At 67.7% G+C, this 17,425-nt stretch carries 18 protein-coding genes and 1 riboswitch; of the genes, 3 read left to right on the top strand and 15 right to left on the bottom strand.

Annotated features, from left to right (window positions below; translation table 11 throughout):
- The first annotated feature begins 30 nt into the window (after positions 1-30).
- The gene (locus tag AC1DS0_RS28095; protein ID WP_476817508.1) at positions 31-660 is read left to right on the top strand and encodes a thioredoxin family protein; all 630 of its coding nucleotides are present in this window, start codon (positions 31-33) and stop codon (positions 658-660) included.
- A gap of 111 nt (positions 661-771) precedes the next feature.
- On the opposite strand, the gene AC1DS0_RS28090 is transcribed toward AC1DS0_RS28095, so the two are convergent.
- The 5 genes from AC1DS0_RS28090 to ugpB are packed head-to-tail and all read right to left on the bottom strand — an operon-like array spanning position 772 to position 5,723.
- Positions 772-1,851, bottom strand: coding sequence for a sn-glycerol-3-phosphate import ATP-binding protein UgpC (locus AC1DS0_RS28090; RefSeq protein ID WP_476817507.1), 1,080 nt, complete (start codon positions 1,849-1,851; stop codon positions 772-774).
- 7 nt (positions 1,852-1,858) lie between these two features.
- Positions 1,859-2,707, bottom strand: a complete 849-nt coding sequence (gene ugpE / locus AC1DS0_RS28085) for a sn-glycerol-3-phosphate ABC transporter permease UgpE (RefSeq protein WP_476817506.1) — start codon at positions 2,705-2,707, stop codon at positions 1,859-1,861.
- Positions 2,707-3,465 carry a creatininase family protein gene (locus AC1DS0_RS28080; protein ID WP_476817505.1) on the bottom strand — a complete coding sequence of 253 codons (759 nt, stop codon included), beginning with the start codon at positions 3,463-3,465 and terminating at the stop codon, positions 2,707-2,709. The genes ugpE and AC1DS0_RS28080 overlap by 1 nt, the downstream gene beginning before the upstream one ends.
- On the bottom strand, positions 3,465-4,346 hold the full coding sequence (gene ugpA / locus AC1DS0_RS28075) for a sn-glycerol-3-phosphate ABC transporter permease UgpA (protein WP_476817504.1): 882 nt from the start codon (positions 4,344-4,346) through the stop codon (positions 3,465-3,467). Before ugpA ends, AC1DS0_RS28080 begins: the two co-directional genes overlap by 1 nt.
- A gap of 60 nt (positions 4,347-4,406) precedes the next feature.
- The gene (gene ugpB, locus AC1DS0_RS28070) at positions 4,407-5,723 is read right to left on the bottom strand and encodes a sn-glycerol-3-phosphate ABC transporter substrate-binding protein UgpB (RefSeq protein WP_476817503.1); all 1,317 of its coding nucleotides are present in this window, start codon (positions 5,721-5,723) and stop codon (positions 4,407-4,409) included.
- A gap of 203 nt (positions 5,724-5,926) precedes the next feature.
- On the opposite strand from ugpB, the gene AC1DS0_RS28065 reads away from it, so the two are divergent.
- Both AC1DS0_RS28065 and AC1DS0_RS28060 read left to right on the top strand, forming a co-directional pair.
- On the top strand, positions 5,927-7,105 hold the full coding sequence (locus tag AC1DS0_RS28065) for a fumarylacetoacetate hydrolase family protein (RefSeq protein ID WP_476817502.1): 1,179 nt from the start codon (positions 5,927-5,929) through the stop codon (positions 7,103-7,105).
- Positions 7,102-8,133, top strand: coding sequence for a proline racemase family protein (locus tag AC1DS0_RS28060; RefSeq protein ID WP_476817501.1), 1,032 nt, complete (start codon positions 7,102-7,104; stop codon positions 8,131-8,133). Before AC1DS0_RS28065 ends, AC1DS0_RS28060 begins: the two co-directional genes overlap by 4 nt.
- Before the next feature lies 1 nt (position 8,134).
- Here AC1DS0_RS28060 and thiE read toward each other — a convergent pair whose 3' ends face one another.
- From thiE to AC1DS0_RS28010, 10 genes are all read right to left on the bottom strand, one after another.
- Positions 8,135-8,803 carry a thiamine phosphate synthase gene (thiE, locus tag AC1DS0_RS28055; protein WP_476817500.1) on the bottom strand — a complete coding sequence of 223 codons (669 nt, stop codon included), beginning with the start codon at positions 8,801-8,803 and terminating at the stop codon, positions 8,135-8,137.
- Positions 8,800-9,567, bottom strand: coding sequence for a hydroxyethylthiazole kinase (locus AC1DS0_RS28050; protein WP_476817499.1), 768 nt, complete (start codon positions 9,565-9,567; stop codon positions 8,800-8,802). Before AC1DS0_RS28050 ends, thiE begins: the two co-directional genes overlap by 4 nt.
- 40 nt (positions 9,568-9,607) lie before the next feature.
- The gene (locus AC1DS0_RS28045; RefSeq protein WP_476817498.1) at positions 9,608-10,579 is read right to left on the bottom strand and encodes a HesA/MoeB/ThiF family protein; all 972 of its coding nucleotides are present in this window, start codon (positions 10,577-10,579) and stop codon (positions 9,608-9,610) included.
- Between the two features lie 13 nt (positions 10,580-10,592).
- Complete coding sequence (locus AC1DS0_RS28040) at positions 10,593-11,363, bottom strand: thiazole synthase (protein ID WP_476817497.1); 771 nt, start codon at positions 11,361-11,363, stop codon at positions 10,593-10,595.
- 4 nt (positions 11,364-11,367) lie between these two features.
- Positions 11,368-11,565 (bottom strand): sulfur carrier protein ThiS, encoded by a 198-nt coding sequence (gene thiS / locus AC1DS0_RS28035; protein WP_476817496.1) that lies wholly within the window; start codon positions 11,563-11,565, stop codon positions 11,368-11,370.
- A complete protein-coding gene (gene thiO / locus AC1DS0_RS28030; protein ID WP_476817495.1) occupies positions 11,534-12,535 on the bottom strand; it encodes a glycine oxidase ThiO in 1,002 nt (333 codons plus the stop codon). The genes thiS and thiO overlap by 32 nt, the downstream gene beginning before the upstream one ends.
- Before the next feature lie 5 nt (positions 12,536-12,540).
- Entirely contained in the window at positions 12,541-14,418 is a 1,878-nt protein-coding gene (gene thiC, locus AC1DS0_RS28025) for a phosphomethylpyrimidine synthase ThiC (RefSeq protein WP_476817494.1), read from the bottom strand.
- 77 nt (positions 14,419-14,495) lie between these two features.
- Positions 14,496-14,600, bottom strand: a riboswitch (TPP riboswitch).
- A gap of 104 nt (positions 14,601-14,704) precedes the next feature.
- On the bottom strand, positions 14,705-14,905 hold the full coding sequence (locus AC1DS0_RS28020) for a hypothetical protein (RefSeq protein WP_152016044.1): 201 nt from the start codon (positions 14,903-14,905) through the stop codon (positions 14,705-14,707).
- A gap of 67 nt (positions 14,906-14,972) precedes the next feature.
- Complete coding sequence (locus AC1DS0_RS28015) at positions 14,973-15,290, bottom strand: hypothetical protein (RefSeq protein WP_476817493.1); 318 nt, start codon at positions 15,288-15,290, stop codon at positions 14,973-14,975.
- 98 nt (positions 15,291-15,388) lie between these two features.
- Positions 15,389-16,405, bottom strand: coding sequence for an OmpA family protein (locus AC1DS0_RS28010; RefSeq protein WP_476817492.1), 1,017 nt, complete (start codon positions 16,403-16,405; stop codon positions 15,389-15,391).
- Positions 16,406-17,425 lie beyond the last annotated feature (1,020 nt).

The following is a 17,425-nucleotide window of genomic DNA, read 5'->3' as shown; positions in this document are numbered from 1 at the left end:
TGCCACCGAATGGAGACAGAGATGACAGACGTGACCAGAAAGCTTTTCATCGCCGGCCTGACCAGCACCGCGCTGGCGCTCGCCTCAGGTTCCGCCTTCGCCCAGAGCGCAGCGAAACCTGGCGCCAAGGCGCCCGATTTCTCGGTCGTCGATATCGACGGCAAGCTGCAGAAGCTCTCGGATTATGCCGGCAAGACGGTCGTCCTCGAATGGACCAACCATGACTGCCCCTATGTCCGGAAGCACTACAACAGCGCGACGATGCAGACCCTGCAGAAGGACATGGCCAAGGACGGCATCGTCTGGCTCTCGGTGATCTCCTCGCCCGCCGGCGAGCAGGGCCATGTCGACGCGGCCAAAGCCAAGGAGCTGAGCAAGACGCGCGACGCCGCGCCGGCCTCGATCCTGCTCGATCCGAAGAGCCAGCTCGCCCGCGCCTATGGCGCCCAGACGACGCCTCACATGTACATCATCGATCCCAAGGGCACGCTCGCCTATGCCGGCGCGATCGACGACAAGCCCTCGTCGAGCGCCTCGAGCCTCACCGGCGCCAAGAGCTATATCCGCCAGGCGGTGGCCGAGCTCAAGGCCGGCAAAGCCGTGTCGGAACCGGCGACCAAGGCCTATGGCTGCGTGGTGAAGTACGCGCCGGTGAGCTGAGGCGAGCTGCCGTCATTCTCGGGCGAAGCCCAGCGCAGACCCGAGAATCTCAGGACCAGTCAGCACTGGTTTCCGAGATGCTCGGGTCAAGCCCGAGCATGACGCCTGATCTCAAGCCTTCCCGAGCCTGACGCCGCTCTCGGCGTCGAAGACGTGGACCTTGTCGGGGTCGACCGAGATCCAGAGCCGCCCGGGCTGGGCCGTGACCTCGCCGGTCGCCGCCTGCATGACGAAGGGCTTGCCCGCAAGCTGGCCGTGGAAGAGCTGGGTCGCACCGAGTTCCTCGATGAACTCGACATCGAAGGGCAGCGAGCCGGCCGCGCCTTCCGAAGCGATCTCGATGTCCTCGGGCCTTAGGCCCACTTCGACCGCAGTGCCTACGGCTAAGTCCTCGCGCAGATCGCGCGCCTGCAGGAGAGCATCGCCGAGCGCGATGATGCCGTGCCCGTCGACCTTGGCCGGCAGCAGGTTCATCGGCGGCGAGCCGATGAAGGTGGCGACGAAGCGGCTCGCCGGCTTGCGATAGACCTCGGCCGGCACGCCGATCTGCTCGACCTGGCCGCCATTCATCACCACGAGCTTGTCGGAGAGCGTCATCGCCTCGACCTGGTCGTGGGTGACGTAGATCGCGGTGACGCCGAGCGCGCGCTGCAGTTTCTTGATCTCGACGCGCATCTGCACGCGCAGCTTAGCATCGAGATTGGAGAGCGGCTCGTCGAACAGGAAGACCTGCGGCTTGCGCACGATGGCGCGGCCCATGGCGACGCGCTGGCGCTGGCCGCCGGAGAGCTGGCGCGGGCGGCGCTGCAGGAAGGGCTCGATGGCGAGGATGCGGGCGGCCTCGGCGACGCGCTTCTCGATCTCATCCTTGGGCGTGCCGCGATTACGCAGGCCGTAGGCCATGTTGTCGTAGACGCTCATATGCGGATAGAGCGCGTAGTTCTGGAAGACCATGGCGATGTCGCGGTCGGCCGGCTCGACCTGGTTGACGACGCGGCTGCCGATCGCGACCTCGCCAGCCGAGATCGTCTCCAGCCCGGCGACCATGCGCAGCAAGGTCGACTTGCCGCAGCCGGAGGGGCCGACGAGGACGCAGAAGCCGCCATCGGGGATGTCGAAGGAGACGCCCTTCACCGCCTCGACGCCGCCGGCATAGATCTTCTTGACGTTGTTGAGCGTGACCTGAGCCATTGGCGGGCTACTTCTCTGTCTCGACGAGGCCCTTCACGAAGAGCCTCTGCATGGCGATGACGACGAGGACCGGTGGCAGCATGGCGAGCATGGCGGTGGCCATGGCGAGCTGCCATTCGGTCAGGGCGTCGGAGGTGGTGATCATCTTGCGGATGCCGATCACGATGGTCTGCATCGAGTCCTTGGTCGTGATCAGCAGCGGCCAGAGATACTGGTTCCAGCCATAGATGAACTGGATGACGAACAGTGCCGCGATCGTCGTCAGCGAGAGCGGCAGCACCGTGTCCTTGAAGAACTTGAACGGGCCGGCGCCATCGATCTTCGAGGCCTCCAGCAATTCGTCAGGAATGGTCATGAAGAACTGCCGGAACAGCAACGTGCCCGTGGCCGAGGCGATCAGCGGCACGGCCAGGCCCTGATAGCTATCGAGCATGCCGAGATCGGAGACGACCTTGAAGGTCGGGAAGATGCGGACCTCGACGGGGAGCATCAGCGTGACGAAGATGATCCAGAACGCCGCCATCCGGAACGGGAAGCGGTAATAGACGATGGCGTAGGCCGAGAGCACCGAGATGAAGATCTTCCCGAGCGCGATCGTCATCGCCATCACGAAGGAGTTGAACATCATGCTCGCCACCGGCTCGCGGGTCGAGCCCGAGGTGCCGACGAAGAGGATGCGGTAGTAGTTCTCCAGGAAATGCGGCCCCGGATAGAGCGGCAACTGTCCGTTGATGATGGTGGCGTTGTCCCAGGTCGAGGCGACGAAGGTCAGCCAGACCGGGAAGGCGCAGATGAGCACGCCGATCGTCAGGATGATATAGGCGATCGCATCGCCCAGGCGGCGGTCTTCGACCATCAGCCCTGTCCTCCGCGCTCACTCAGAAGTTTCGCCAGCGCATCTGCCGAAGCATCGAGGAAGGCCTTGCCCTTCTCCGCCGTCGCCCTGCGGGCATCGCCGATCACGCCGGTCTGCGTCATCTCGCGGAAGGGCTGGTAGCGGCCGACGGTCGGGCGGGTCAGCGCGGTCAGGTCGGCACCCAGCATGCCGAAGGCTTCCGGCAACCGCTCCTGCCGGACCGTTTCCGGCGCCAGCACCATCATCATCGAGGTCTCGACCTCGCAGGCGTGCAGCACGCTGACCTGATCGTCCATGAACGGCGCCATCGCCTCCTGCGCCAGCAGGAAATAGGTGGTGGCGCGGACCTGGAGCGAGGTCTCGCACGCGAAGTCCGGCAGGAAGGCGGCGAGCGCGGCGATGTTGCCGCCATGGCCGTTGACGATGACGACGCGGTGGAAGCCGTGGCGCTCCAGGCTCTTCAGCAGAGCGAGCAGGACGGCGCGATAGGTCGGAATGTCGAAGGTGAAGGTGCCGCCGAAGGCCATGTGATGCTCGGCCATGCCGCACCACAAGGTCGGTGCGACGACGACCTCGACGTCATCCGCCCGCTCGGCGGCAAGCTTGCAGACGCCGCCGCAGAGGATGGTGTCGACGCCGACCGGCAGATGCGGGCCGTGCTGCTCCATCGAGGCGACCGGCAGCACGACGACGGCATCCCTGGCCGCCTTCTCGCGCAACTCCTCGGCGGTGAGCTCCTGCCAGAGTACGGACGCCATCAGTAGTTCACCTTCCGCTCGATGAAGCGGAACTGGAAGGCGGTCATGCCGATGACCATGATCAGCAGGATCACCGATTGCGCCGCCGAGCCGCCGAGATTGGTGCCGCCCTTGCCGTCGGAATAGACCTTGTAGACCAGCGTCTCGGTTGCACCCGACGGGCCGCCGCCGCTGATGGTGTCGATGATGCCGAAGGTGTCGAAGAAGACGTAGACGAGGTTGACGACGAGCAGGAAGAAGGTGGTCGGCGAGAGCAATGGGAATACGATGGTCCAGAAGCGCCGCATCGGCCGGGCGCCGTCGATCACCGCCGCCTCGATCACGCTCTTCGGGATCGACTGCAGGCCGGCGAGGAAGAACAGGAAGTTGTAGGAGATCTGCTTCCAGGTCGCGGCCAGGATGACCAGCGTCATCGCATCATTGCCGTTGAGGCGCGGATTCCAGGCGACGCCAAGGTTCTGCAGCCCCCGCGCCAGCATGCCGAGCGAGGGATCGAACATGAAGATCCAGAGCACGCCGGCGATGGCCGGCGCGACGGCATAGGGCCAGATCAGCAGCGTCTTGTAGATCTCGGCGCCGCGGATCTGCCGATCCGCCATCACCGCGAAGAGCAGCGCCAGCGAGAGCGAGAGCAGCGCGACGAAGACCGAGAAGATGCCGGTGTTGATCAGCGCCTTGTAGTATTCGGGCTTGGCGAACAGGTCGCGATAGTTCTCGAGCCAGACGAACTCGGTCGAGATGCCGAAAGCGTCCTGCAGCAGGAAGCTCTGCCAGACGGCCTGGCTCGCCGGCCAGTAGAAGAAGACGACCGTGATCGCGAGCTGCGGCAGGAGCAGCAGCAGCGGGATCGTCAGACCCTTGAAGTGAGCATATTTCTGCATCGGCCAGCCTGGCGGCAAGGAAGGCCGGGATTATGGTCCCGGCCTTCGAACATTCTTGTTTTACTTCGCGGTGCGCTCGAACTGGCGCAGCGCCTGGTTGCCACGCTCATTGGCCGCGTCGAGAGCCGCCTTCGGCGTCTTCTGGCCGTTCAGGGCCGCCTCGATCTCCTCCGACCAGATGTCACGGATCTGGACAAGGCCGCCGAAGCGGACACCGCGCGAGTTGTCGGTCGGCTCCTTGTTATTGAGCTCGAGCAGCGGCGTCTCGAGATAGGGGTTCTGCTTGTAGAAGCCCGACGCCTTGACCTTCTCATAGGCCGCCTTGGTGATCGGCAGATAGCCGGACTCGGTGTGCAGCTTTACCTGCCGGTCGACGTCCGAGAGGAAGGTGAAGAACTTGGCGACGCCCTTGTACTCGTCGGCCTTCTTGCCGCCCATGACCCAGAGCGAGGCGCCGCCGATGATCGAGTTCTGCGGCGCGCCGGCGACATCAGGATAATACGGCATCGGCGCGTTCGACCAGTCGAACTTGGCGTTGGCCTTGACGTTGCCGAAGAAGGCCGAGGAGGTCAGGAAGAGCGGGCATTCGCCAGAGGTGAAGCGGCCCTCGCCGGTGTTGGTACGGCCGGAATAGGAGAACACGCCTTCCTTCTGCAGGTTGGCGAGATTGGTCAGGTGCTTGACGAAGAGGTCGCCGTTGATGCGGAACTCGGTGTCGAAGCCGTCAAAGCCGTTGGCCTTGGTGCCAACAGGCACGTTGTGCCAGGCGCCGAGCTGCTCGATATTGGCCCAGGTCGTCCACGCCGTGGAAATGCCGCACTTGTCCCAGCCGGCGGCCTTCAATTTCCTGGCGGCTTCGAATGCTTCCGGCCAGGTCTTCGGCGGCGCTTCCGGCAGGCCGGCCTTCTTCAGCGCGTCCTTGTTGTACCACATCACCATCGAGGACGAGTTGAACGGGAAGGACAGCATCTCGCCCTTCGTCGTCGAATAGTAGCCGGTGATCGCCGGCAGATAGCTCTTCGGATCGAAGCTTTCGCCGGCGTCCTTCATCACATCGGCGACCGGCTTGATCGCACCCTTGGCCGACATCATCGTCGCGGTGCCGACCTCGAAGACCTGCATGATGTGCGGCGCGTTGCCGGCACGGAAGGCGGCGATGCCGGCGTTCAGCGTGTCGGGATAGGATCCCTTGTAGGCGACGACGACCTTGTAGTCCTTCTGCGAGGCGTTGAACTCCTCGGCCAGCTTGACGACGACGTCGTTGTTGGCGCCGGTCATGGCGTGCCACCACTGGATTTCGGTCTGCGCCATAGCCGGCGAAGCAGCGGCAAGTGCGAACACGCCGGCCGCGGTCAGGGTCTTCAATTTGAAGGTCATGATCAGCTCCCTCTCAGCCCCCGGTACGCGCGGGCGTTCTTGTCGTTGGTGCGCAAGCTAGCATGAAGCCGGGGCGACAGTTCAATGACAAAACGATGACATTTCCGCCCCGCTGTGGACGCGCATCCGCACACTTGCGATTTCCCGCGGAAGCGGCTGTTCTTCGCGTCCATCTTGTACACTGCACACAACCTGGATCAGCCATGCCCTCGCTTTCGCTCACGCCCGCCAACACCTTGCCGGCCGATGCCGACCGCGCCGCGCTGGCCGGCCGGGTCTGGCGCCCGGACCTCGCCGGGCCGTCGGTGGTCAGACTCCAGGGCGATACGGTGATCGACGTCACCGCGACCTTCCCGACCATGCGCGACCTCTGCGAGACCGCCGATCCGGCAGTAGCGCTGCGCGCCGCTGATGGCGAGAGCCTGGGCTCGCTCGCCGATCTCCTCGCCAACAGCTCGGCCGCCACCCGCAATGACGGCAAGCCCTGGCTGCTCGCCCCGGTCGACCTGCAGGTGGTCAAGGCCGCCGGCGTGACCTTCGCGGTGTCGATGCTGGAGCGCGTCATCGAGGAGAAGGCGCGCGGCAACCCGGCTGCCGCCGCCGCAATCCGCACCGAAATCGGAAAGCTCATCGGCGACGATCTCTCCAAGCTCAAGCCCGGCTCGCCCGAGGCGATGAAGCTGAAGGAGGTGCTGATCGCCCAGAACAGCTGGAGTCAGTATCTCGAGGTCGGCATCGGGCCGGATGCCGAGATCTTCACCAAGGCACCACCGATGTCGGCGGTCGGCACCGGCGCCGATGCCGGCCTGCACCCGGCCTCGAGCTGGAACAATCCCGAGCCCGAGATCGTGCTGGTCGTCGCCTCGGACGGCCGCATCGTCGGCGCCAGCCTCGGCAACGACGTCAACCTGCGCGATGTCGAAGGGCGCTCGGCGCTGCTGCTCGGCAAGGCCAAGGACAACAACGCAGCCGCTGCGATCGGTCCGTTCATCCGCTTCTTCGACGGCAATTTCTCGCTCGACCATGTCCGCCGGACGACCGTGAGCCTGACCGTCGCGGGCGAGGACGGGTTCACGCTGGAAGGCTCGTCCTCGATCGCCAAGATCAGCCGCGACCCCGCCGACCTCGCTGCCCAGATGATCGGCCCGCACCACCAGTATCCGGACGGGGCGGTGCTCTATCTCGGCACCATGTTCGCGCCGATCAAGGATCGCGACGCACCGGGCGGCGGCTTCACCCATAAATACGGCGACGTCGTCACCATCTCGGCGCCCGAGCTCGGCGCGTTGGTCAACCGGATGCGCCGCACCGACGAGTGCGAGCCCTGGCGCTTCGGCACCTCACATCTGATGCGCAACCTGGCGAAGCGCGGCCTGCTGTGACCCGGCTCTCCTATATCGACTACCACACCTGCGGCGAGCCGGTGCGCATCGTGACGTCAGGCTACCCGCAACTCACCGGCGCGGGCATTCTCGACAAGCGCCGGCAAGCCCGCGAGCAATACGACCATCTGCGCCGCGCGATGATGCTGGAGCCACGCGGGCATGACGGCATGTACGGCGTCATCCCGGTGGCCGCGAGCCATCCCGAAGCGGCCTTCGGCGTGCTGTTCACGCACAACGAGGGCTATTCGACCATGTGCGGCCACGCGACCATCGCGCTCGGCCGCTATGCGATCGAGCAGGGATTGGTGAAGGCGAGCGAACCGGTCACCCGCTTCGCAATCGAGGCGCCCTGTGGGCTTCTCCGCCTCGCCTGCGAGGTCGAGGGCAGCCACGGCAACTGGAAAGTCGGAGCGGTGAGCTTCGAGAGCGTGCCGGCCTTCGTCGAGGCGCGCGATCTCGTTGTCCCCGTGCCGGGCTATGGCGATGTCGTCACCGACATCGCCTATGGCGGCGCCTATTACTGCATCCTGCCGGCCTCGCGCTTCGGGCTCGACCTGATGCAGACGCCGGTCGAGGAGATCGTCGCGGCCGCGGGCGCGCTGACCGACCAGGTCCGCGCGAACCGCATGATCACGCATCCGACCGAGCCCGATCTCGGCTTCCTCTATGGCACGATCGTCACCGACGAGGCCGGACCGGATCAGGACAGCTTCAATCTCTGCGTCTTCGCCGAACGCCAGATCGACCGCTCGCCGACCGGCTCAGGGGTCACCGCCCGCATGGCGCTCGACCATGCCAAGGAGCTGGTCCAGATCGGTCGGAGCCGCAGGATCCGCAGCATCACCGGCGGCACCTTCACCGGCAAGGTGATCGGCCCGGTCGATTTCCCCGCGGCCGGCGCCGTCACGGTCGAGGTCGGCGGACGTGGCCATCTCGCCGGCGAAGGCAGCTTCGTCATCGAGGCGGAGGACCCGCTCGGCCACGGCTTTGCCTTGCCGAAGCGCTTCGCCGAGATCGCCGGCTAGGTCAGGCGCTCGCAGCCATCCGCTGCGACAGGGCGGTCTCGACCGCGAGCCGGAGGTCGCGCGCCGCCTCGCGGACGTCGTCGCTGCCGAAGAGCGCACCGATCACCGCGACGCCATCGGCGCCCGCAGCGATCACTGAGCCGGCATTGGCTGCGGTGATGCCGGCGATGGCGCCGACCGGCAAGGCGCCGAGCGTACGCGCCGCCGCCTGACGCAAGGCGGCGAGCCCGTCGACGCCGAGCGCGGTGCCGGCATTATCCTTGTGCGCGGTCGGGAAGACGCCGCCGATGCAGGCATAATCGATCTTCGCCGAAGCCAGCTCGGCCAATTCGCTTTCATGCTTCAGCGTCGCGCCGATGATGGCGCGCGGGCCGAGCAGGCGGCGGGCATCGACCAGCTTCATGTCGTCGGCCCCGAGATGGACGCCATCGGCGCCAGAGGCGAGCGCGACGTCGACGCGATCGTTGATCAGCAGCGGCACATTGGTGCCGTGCAGGGCCGAGCGGATGGCGCGGGCCTCGCGCACCATCTCGCGCGTCGTCTCGGTCTTGGCGCGGAGCTGGATCAGCGTCGCGCCGCCCTCGACGGCGGCGCGCGCCATGTCGGCCATGGAGCGGCCATTGGCGATCTGCGGATCGACGATGCCGTAAAGGGAGATGTCGACGATCACGTGCGCGTTTCCATTCTGGCGGCGAGCGTCGCCGCGTCCATCACCGCGACCGCGTCGATCAGCTCGACCTCGAAGCTGCCCGGGCCGCGGCATCGCTCGGCAGCGATTTCGCCGGCAATGCCATAGGCGGTCAAGGCCGCAGCCGCGGCGAGCGCCTTGTCGGCCTCGACGGCGCAGCAGGCCGCGATCAGCGCGCCAGCGGCGCAGCCGATGCCGGTGACCCTGGTCATCAGCTTATGGCCATGCGCGACGGCAAAGCTCGCCGCTTCGTTCTCGATCCGGTCGATCTTGCCGGTGGTGACGCGGGTGACGCGCTCAGCCGCAGCGAGGTCGAAGGACAGCGCCGCCATCTCGGTGGCGTTGCCGCGCACCAGGATGTCAGGCAGGCGCAGCACCTGCCCGGCGATGTGCCGGCGCAGCGGCGAGAGCTCGACGAAGACCGGGTCGAAGACCAGAGGCTTGCCGCGGTCGCGCGCCACCTCCAGCAGCTTGGGGATGGCGAGCTCGCTCTCGGCATTGATCGTGCCGATATTGATCAGGATCGCACCGGCGCCGTCCGCCATCGCCGCGACCTCGTCGACATGGATCGCCATGGACGGGATCGCGCCGAAGGCGAGCAGCATGTTGGCGGTGATGTTCTGCGCCACCGTATTGGTCAGACACTGCACACGCGGGCGAACCTCCGCCACGCGCGCGAGGACGGAGGCGACCTCCTGCGGCTGCAGGGTCCGCGCCAGCGTTATCTCGGTGGTGTCGCTCGTCATCTCGTCTCCATCGGGCTCGCCAAGGGATATGGGGAAGACTCTAGCCCAGCGCCATCAGGGCCAGATCGCCGGCGCCACGCGCTGCAAGCCTACCGGCGGCGCGCGCCGCCCTGATACCGCTCCGGCAGCAAAGCACCACACGCCGGCCGTCAGCGTCATCCAGCGACAGCCGGTCGATCTCATCGACCGTCAGCCTGATCGCATCCGGAGCAGCTGGAACAGGCGCCTCCTCGACCCCGCGCAGCTCGACCACGATGTCGTTGGCGACGAGTTGGGAGGGCGCGATGAACGGGAATGAGCCGGCGACAGGCTCCGGCGCCCCGGCGAAGGAGAAGCCACCGAAGCCGAGGCGGCGCGCGTCGAAGCTGATCACCCGGCCGAGCGGCGATCGCTCCAGGCCCAGGGCCAGCAGCAAGGTCATCTGCGCCTGCAGCAGGCCGAGGGTGGCGACGGCCGGGCCGAGCACGCCGGCGGTGGCGCAATCGGCGGCACGCGCCGGCATTTCCGGAAAGACGGCGCGATAGCTCGGCCCGCCGCCGCAAAAGGCGCCGACATAGCCGGCAAGGCCGACGATCGAGGCGCTGACCAGCGGCTTGCCGGCATCACGGCAAGCATCGCTCAGAACATAGGTCGCGGCGAAGCTGTCGGCGGCGTCGACGACGATATCGGCCGGCGCGACCAGCTCCGCGACATTGTCGGGTGCGAGCCTGAGCGCCAGTGCCTCGATCTCCACGCCAGGATTATACGCGGCGAGCGCCTGGCCCGCCGCCTCGACCTTCGGCCGTCCGACATCGCTCATCCGATAAAGCGGCTGGCGGTGCAGATTGCTCTCCTCGACCCGGTCGGGATCGACCAGCAGCAATCGGCCGATGCCGGCTCCAGCAAGGTATTGCAGCACAGGGCAACCGAGCCCTCCGGCTCCGACGACGAGGACAGAGGTGTGAGCCAGCCGCGCCTGCCCCTCGGGGCCGATCTCCGGCATGACGATCTGGCGGGCGTAACGATCGGTCATTGCTCCCTCCTTGTCAGCCGAGCAGGGCCCGGCCGAGCACGGGGGTCGAGGGCGCAGCCATGTCGCGCGGCTCCATCGGCCCGGCTTCGAAGGCGAGGCGTCCGGCCTCGACCGCTCGGGCGAAGGCGGCCGCCATCGCGGCGGGGTCGCCGGCCTTGGCCACCGCGGTGTTGAGCAGCACGGCATCGTAGCCGAGCTCCATCGCCGCGGCCGCATGCGAAGGCAGGCCGATGCCGGCGTCGACGACGAGCGGGATATCCGGAAAATGCGCCCGCAGCGCCCGCAGGCCGTAAGGGTTGTTCAGGCCCTTGCCGGTGCCGATCGGCGCGCCCCAGGGCATCAGCACCTTGCAGCCGGCCTCGACCAGCCGCTCGGCCACGACGAGGTCCTCGGTCATGTAGGGGAAGACCTCGAAGCCCTCGGCGCATAGGATACGGGCCGCCTCGACCAGGCCGAAGACATCGGGCTGCAAGGTGTCGGCCTCGCCGATCACCTCCAGCTTGATCCAGGGCGTGCCGAAGACCTCGCGCGCCATCTGCGCCGTCGTCACCGCTTCCTTGACCGAGTGGCAGCCGGCCGTGTTCGGCAGCACCCTGACGCCGAGGCTGCGGATCAGCGCCCAGAAATCCTGACCGCCGCCGAGCCGGCCGGCCTCGCGGCGCAGCGAGACGGTGACGATATCGACGCCGGCCGCTTCGACCGACTTCTGCAGCACGGCCGGCGACGGGTATTGCGCCGTGCCCAGAAAGAGGCGCGAGCGCGGGGTGAAGCCGTAGAAATCCATCGCCTCAGCCTCCCTGCATCGGCGCGAGGATCTCGAGCCGGTCACCATCCGCGAGGATCGTCCGCGCCCGCGCACCGGTGGGCACGAAGGCTTCGTTCACGGCGGTGGCGACGACTGCGCCGGCATAGCCCAACTCGGCCAGCACCTCGGCCAGAACGGGGGCGGCGACCTCACGCGTGTCGCCGTTGACGATGATGCGCATCGGGCAGCTCCCTTGATGCGAGGAGACGATCGGCCACCTGCCCGGCCAAGGCCGGCGAGAGCAGGAAGCCATGGCGGAACAGGCCGTTGACGCGTAAGGTCCGGCCATCCTCGACGATCCCCGGCAGGTTGTCGGGAAAGGCCGGGCGGACATCGGCGCGCAATTCGACGATCTCGGCCTCGCCGAAGGCCGGATGCAGCGCATAGGCGGCGCTGAGCAATTCGATCGCCGAGCGGGCGCTGACCTGACGGCGATCATCGCTCTCGATCATCGTCGCGCCGATCATGAAATGCCCGTCGGAGCGCGGCACGACATAGAGCGGAATGCGCGGATGCAGCAGCCGGACCGGGCGGCTCAGCCTGATCTCGTCCGTGCGCAGCACCAGCATCTCGCCGCGGACCCCACGCAATGCGCTCAGACGGTCGCGTGCCGTGAGGCCACGGCAATCGATGATGCGGTCGGCATCGAGCGCCGTCTCGTCTGCCTCGACGCCGTAGTGGATCGGCACGCCGGCCGCCTGCAGCGCCTCGACTAGAGCCGCCATCGCGCGGCGCGGATCGAGATGAGCCTCCTGCGCGAAGAACAGGCCCTGCCGGAAGCGGCCGGCGAGATCGGGCTCCAGCGCAGCGACGCCCTCCGCGTCGAGCCGCGCGAAACCGCTCGTCCGCGCCGCAAAGCGGGTCAGCTCACTCGCGTCGCGGGCTGGAGCGAGCACGAGCGTGCCTTGGGCGAGCGTGCCGGCGTAATGGCGCGGCCACCAGTCGAGCGCCTGCCGGCCCAAAGTGACGACAGCCTCTTCGGCGCTCTCGCGCTCGCACCAGGGTGCCAGCATGCCGCCGGCCGCCCAGGAACAGGCCTGCTCGCCAAGGGCGGCGCTGCGTTCGAACACGTCGACCGCAATGCCCCGCTCAGCCAGCTCTAGCGCCGTCACGAGGCCGGCAACGCCGGCCCCGATCACAGCGACGCGCATGGTCCCTACTCCGCCGCCGGCAGATAGAGATTGCCGCCCTTCTTGAGGAACTCCTGCGACTTCTCGGCCATGCCCTGCGAAGCCATGGCTTCGAGCGCCGCACGTTCATTGTCGCCCATCGCCTGCACCTCGGCGCGCAGATCCTGGGTGATCTTCATCGAGCAGAATTTCGGGCCGCACATCGAACAGAAATGCGCGACCTTGTGGGCGTCCTTCGGCAGGGTCTCGTCATGGAAGGCGCGCGCCGTATCGGGATCGAGCGCCAGGTTGAACTGATCCTCCCAGCGGAAGTCGAACCTCGCCCGCGATACGGCATCATCCCTGATCTTCGCAGCCGGATGGCCCTTGGCGAGGTCGGCGGCATGGGCGGCGATCCGGTAGGTGATGACGCCGGTCTTGACGTCGTCGCGATCGGGCAGGCCGAGATGCTCCTTCGGCGTGACATAGCAAAGCATGGCGCAGCCGAACCAGCCGATCATCGCCGCGCCGATGCCCGACGTGATGTGGTCGTAGCCCGGCGCGATGTCGGTGGTCAGCGGTCCGAGCGTGTAGAACGGGGCTTCGCCGCATTCGCGCAGCTGCTTGTCCATGTTCTCCTTGATCTTATGCATCGGCACATGGCCGGGGCCCTCGATCATCACCTGGCAGCCCTTGTCCCAGGCGATCTTGGTCAGCTCGCCGAGCGTCTCCAATTCGGCGAACTGGGCGCGGTCGTTGGCGTCGGCGATCGAGCCGGGACGCAGGCCGTCGCCGAGCGAGAACGAGACGTCGTAGCGCCGCATGATCTCGCAGATCTCGTCGAAGCGCTCGTAGAGGAAGCTCTCCTTGTGATGCGCCAGGCACCAGCGCGCCATGATCGAGCCGCCGCGCGAGACGATGCCGGTCACGCGGCTGGCGGTCAATGGCACGTAGGGAAGACGCACGCCGGCATGGATGGTGAAATAGTCGACGCCCTGCTCGGCCTGCTCGATCAGCGTGTCCTTGAACACCTCCCAGTCGAGCTTGATCGGGTCGCCGCCGACCTTCTCCAGCGCCTGGTAGATCGGCACCGTGCCGATCGGCACCGGCGAGTTTCTGAGTATCCAGGAGCGGATGTTGTGGATGTTGCGACCGGTGGAGAGGTCCATCACCGTGTCGGCGCCCCAGCGGATCGCCCAGACCAGCTTCTCGACCTCCTCGGCGGCGCCGGAGGTCACGGCCGAATTGCCGATATTGGCGTTGATCTTGACCAGGAAATTGCGGCCGATCGCCATCGGCTCGAGCTCGGGATGGTTGATGTTCGCGGGGATGATGGCGCGCCCGCGGGCGATCTCGTCGCGGACGAATTCCGGCGTGACGAATTCCGGAACCGAGGCGCCGAAGCTCTCGCCGTCGGCATGGCGTTCTTTGGCGCCGTCCAGCATGGCGGCACGGCCGAGATTCTCGCGATGGGCGACGTAAGTCATCTCGGGCGTGACGATTCCGGCCCTGGCGAATTCGTATTGCGTCGCCATCTGGCCGGACCCGGCCTCGAGGATCGGGCGCTGCGCCGGGCAGGCCGGCACGAGTTGAGCTTCGCTGATATGGCCATTATCGGCGGCGGTGACAGCGCGGCCGGGCACGGTCTGGAAGCCGCGGGCGTCGAGCCAGGCGCGGCGCGGCTGGACCAGGCCGGCATTGAGGTCGATCCGCGCGTCGGTCTCGGTATAGGGGCCGGACGGGTCGTAGATGCGCACCGGCGGCTCGGCATCGGTGGTCAGCACAACCTCGCGGAAGGGCACGCGCATCTCGGGATGCTCGGGCGCCGCGACATAGATCTTGCGCGAGCCGATGATCGGGCCGGTGGTCACCGTCTGCGGTGCGGCCTTGACGCTGTTCTTCTGCGGCTTGGTATGGGCGTTCATCTTAGGATCTCCTCCCTCTCAGGTTCAGGAGATCCGGGGCGTCTGACGGTCCAGTCGCTGTCTGCGGATGCATTTGTGGCGCAGCCGCGTTCCAGTCCCTCCGCCGGTATGACCCGGATCAGGTTCGATGGGTTCGGCCGTCAGGCCATCTCAGCTCTTGTCGAGCACCCCTCGGAACGAGGCGGAGGTTAGAACCGTCGTGATCTGCGCGCAACCGGCAAAGCACCGCGCTCCGGCGCTGTGCCGGCATGCGCCGTAGGCAATACGCCATTGGAACGTCGGGCAATCAGGCCGTGATGTCGAGATTGCCGCCCTGGCCGGCGGGGAGCGTGGCCTGCTGCTGCTCTGACGCCTGCTGCAGCATGGCAACCAGCGCCTGATCGGAATCGGCGTTCTGCTTGACCATTTCCAGCTGCAGCGCCTGCTGCGTCGCAGCCGACTTCATGCTGATCAGGCTCTGGGCGATCGCGACCGACATCTCGCTCATGACATGGCTCCTCGCCGCCACCATAGGCGGCGAGCCTTACCTGAATCTAAACCCGAAGCGGCGGGCTCTAGCGAGTGGGAGCGATGATCGACGGCACCGGCCTCGGCATCGGAATCACGCGGTTCGGCTGCGGCGGCGCGGAGCGATCGCGCGCCAGCTGCTCGCGCTCGCGCGTCGCCTCAATGCGATCGGAGCGCGGCTCGAGCTTCTGCACCTCACCCGCATTCGGCGTCATCGGCACACCGGGTGCACGCTGCTGGCGTGGTGTTTGCGGCGAAACGGACTGAGCAGCAGCAGCTTCCGCCGCCAGCAACCCTACGGCGATCAATCCGAGCAGGACCCATGAGTTTTTGCGCATGGCATTCCTCCTGTCAGGCAGGTGCAAGGCGATCCTCCCCGCTAGAAGAACAGGGGCGGCCGGCGATTGTTCCGGCCGCCCCTCGATAAAGGCGCGAAGCAGCCCGCTGGCTGCTTCGGCTGATGTCACTGCTGGTTCTGGCCGGTGAGCAGCGGCGTGATCCGGCGCAGCGTCACGCGCCGGTTCTCGCGCGAATCGCCCTGCGTCTGGACCTTGAGGTACTGCTCGCCATAGCCCTGCGTCGTCAGGTTCTCGGCCGGGATGCCGAAGTCGCGGGTCAGGATTTCGGCGACCGACTGTGCCCGCCGATCGGACAGCGAGAGGTTATCGACATCGGCGCCGACCGCGTCGGTATGGCCCTCGACCATGAAGACCTCGTTAGGCGCCCGCTCGACCGCCTGGCGCACCGCCTGCGCGATCACCCTGAGGCGCCCGGCCTGATCGGGCGTGACCGTCCAGGAGCCGGAATCGAAGTTGATCGTGTCGATGTCGACGCTGCGCATATGGGCGCGCAGATCGGGCGAGTAGCGGACCTCGTCGAGCGTGTAGCGGCGCGGCACCGGAGCGACCGGCGGCGCGGTGATCGTCTCGTAGATCAGCCGCTCGTCGGCACGCTCGGCATCGACGATATAGCGCTCGCGCGGGATGCGCAGCGGCGGCGGCGGCAACTCGACCACCTCCTCGGCGAAGCGGGCCTGCGGCCCGTCGCGGCGGACATTGTCGATGATGACGAACTCGCCACCGTCGCGCTCGCGCCGCGAGCGGCGGATCAGCCGGCCTTCGGCATCGGTCACCGTGACGATCTGCGTGCCGTCGGGGCGATTGTAGATCGTCACGTTTTCGTCGCCGCGGCGCTCGCTGCGGGTGTCGAGGCCGAGATCGCGGAAGCGCTGCGTCTCGTCATAGCGGATCACGGCGCGATCATCGTCGCCGCGGATGATGGTGCGGCCGGGCTCGCGGATGATAGTGACGTCGCCCTCGCGACGCTCCTCGCGCCGGCTGCGGACATCGTCGAGCCGGCTCGCGCCCTGCGTCGCCATGATGCCGCCGATCGCAGCGGCGCCGAGACCGATCGCAGCCGCGCCACCGAGACCGATGCCACCGCGGCGACCCTGGCGATCAGGCGCGGGCTGACCCGGCACGCCGGGCTGCGGCTGAGCCTGGCCGGGCGCGACGCCCGGCTGCGACAGGGCTCCGGGCTGCTGACTGGGGACCGGCGCGGTCTGCGACGGCGCGGTACCGGGTTGCGACAGGGCGCCCGGCGCGCGGCCGGCATTCGGTGCCGGAGTGGGCTGGCCAGTTGCAGGCTGACCGGCGCCGAGAGCACCTTGGCCAGGCGCGGGCTGGGTTGGCGCAGGCTGCGTGGGCGCCGCCTGTCCCGGTGCGGCCTGGCCGGGCTGGCGGCTGAGACCGGAGGGCTGCTGCGGTTGGGCCGGCGCCGGCTGCGACGGAGCCGTGCCGGGTTGCGACAAGGCCCCTGGCGCGCGTCCGGTGTTCGGTGCTGTCGCCGGCTGGCCGGGCGCGGGCTGGCTCGGCGCGCCCTGCCCTGGCTGACGGCTCAAACCCGGCTGCTGTTGCGTCGGAGCCGGCTGGGACGGAGGCGTGCCCGGCTGCGACAGCGCGCCCGGCGCCCGGCCGGCCGGCGGGGCGGCGGAAGGTTGGCCAGGCTGACCGTTCAAGCTCGGCCGCTGCTGCGATGGCGTCGGCTGGGACGGTGCCGTACCAGGCTGCGATAGGGCTCCCGGTGCGCGCCCGCCGGGCGCAGTGGAAGGCTGGCCGGGCTGCGTTTGGCCGCTGCTGCCCGGGGCGGCCTGCCCGGGCGCGGGGCGGGAGGGCGATGAAGGAGCGGTGGCGGGCGGCTGTCCCGGTGCCGTCTGCGCAGGCGCCTGACGGCGCTGGCCGTTGTCGCCCGATGGCGCTCCCGAAGCATTGGGCTGGGCCGGCGGCGCACTCGGCCGAGTGGGCGAGGCTGGCGGTGCGATCTGGCCCGGAGCCGGACGATGCGGCTCGCTCGGCGCTGCGGACGGAGCACGCGGCGCCCCTTGCGGCGCGGAAGGCGCGATCTGTCCCGGCGCAGCGCCAGCAGGCGGCGTCGGACGGCGCGGCTGCTCGGGCTCGGCCCGGTTGGCGGGAGGCGCCGCCTGCGGCGCGGAGKGCGGGCG

The organism is Allobosea sp. P4_H5, from assembly GCF_056400825.1.
Note: the sequence above shows the minus strand (reverse complement) of the source record. Positions and strands in the feature narration are given on the sequence as shown.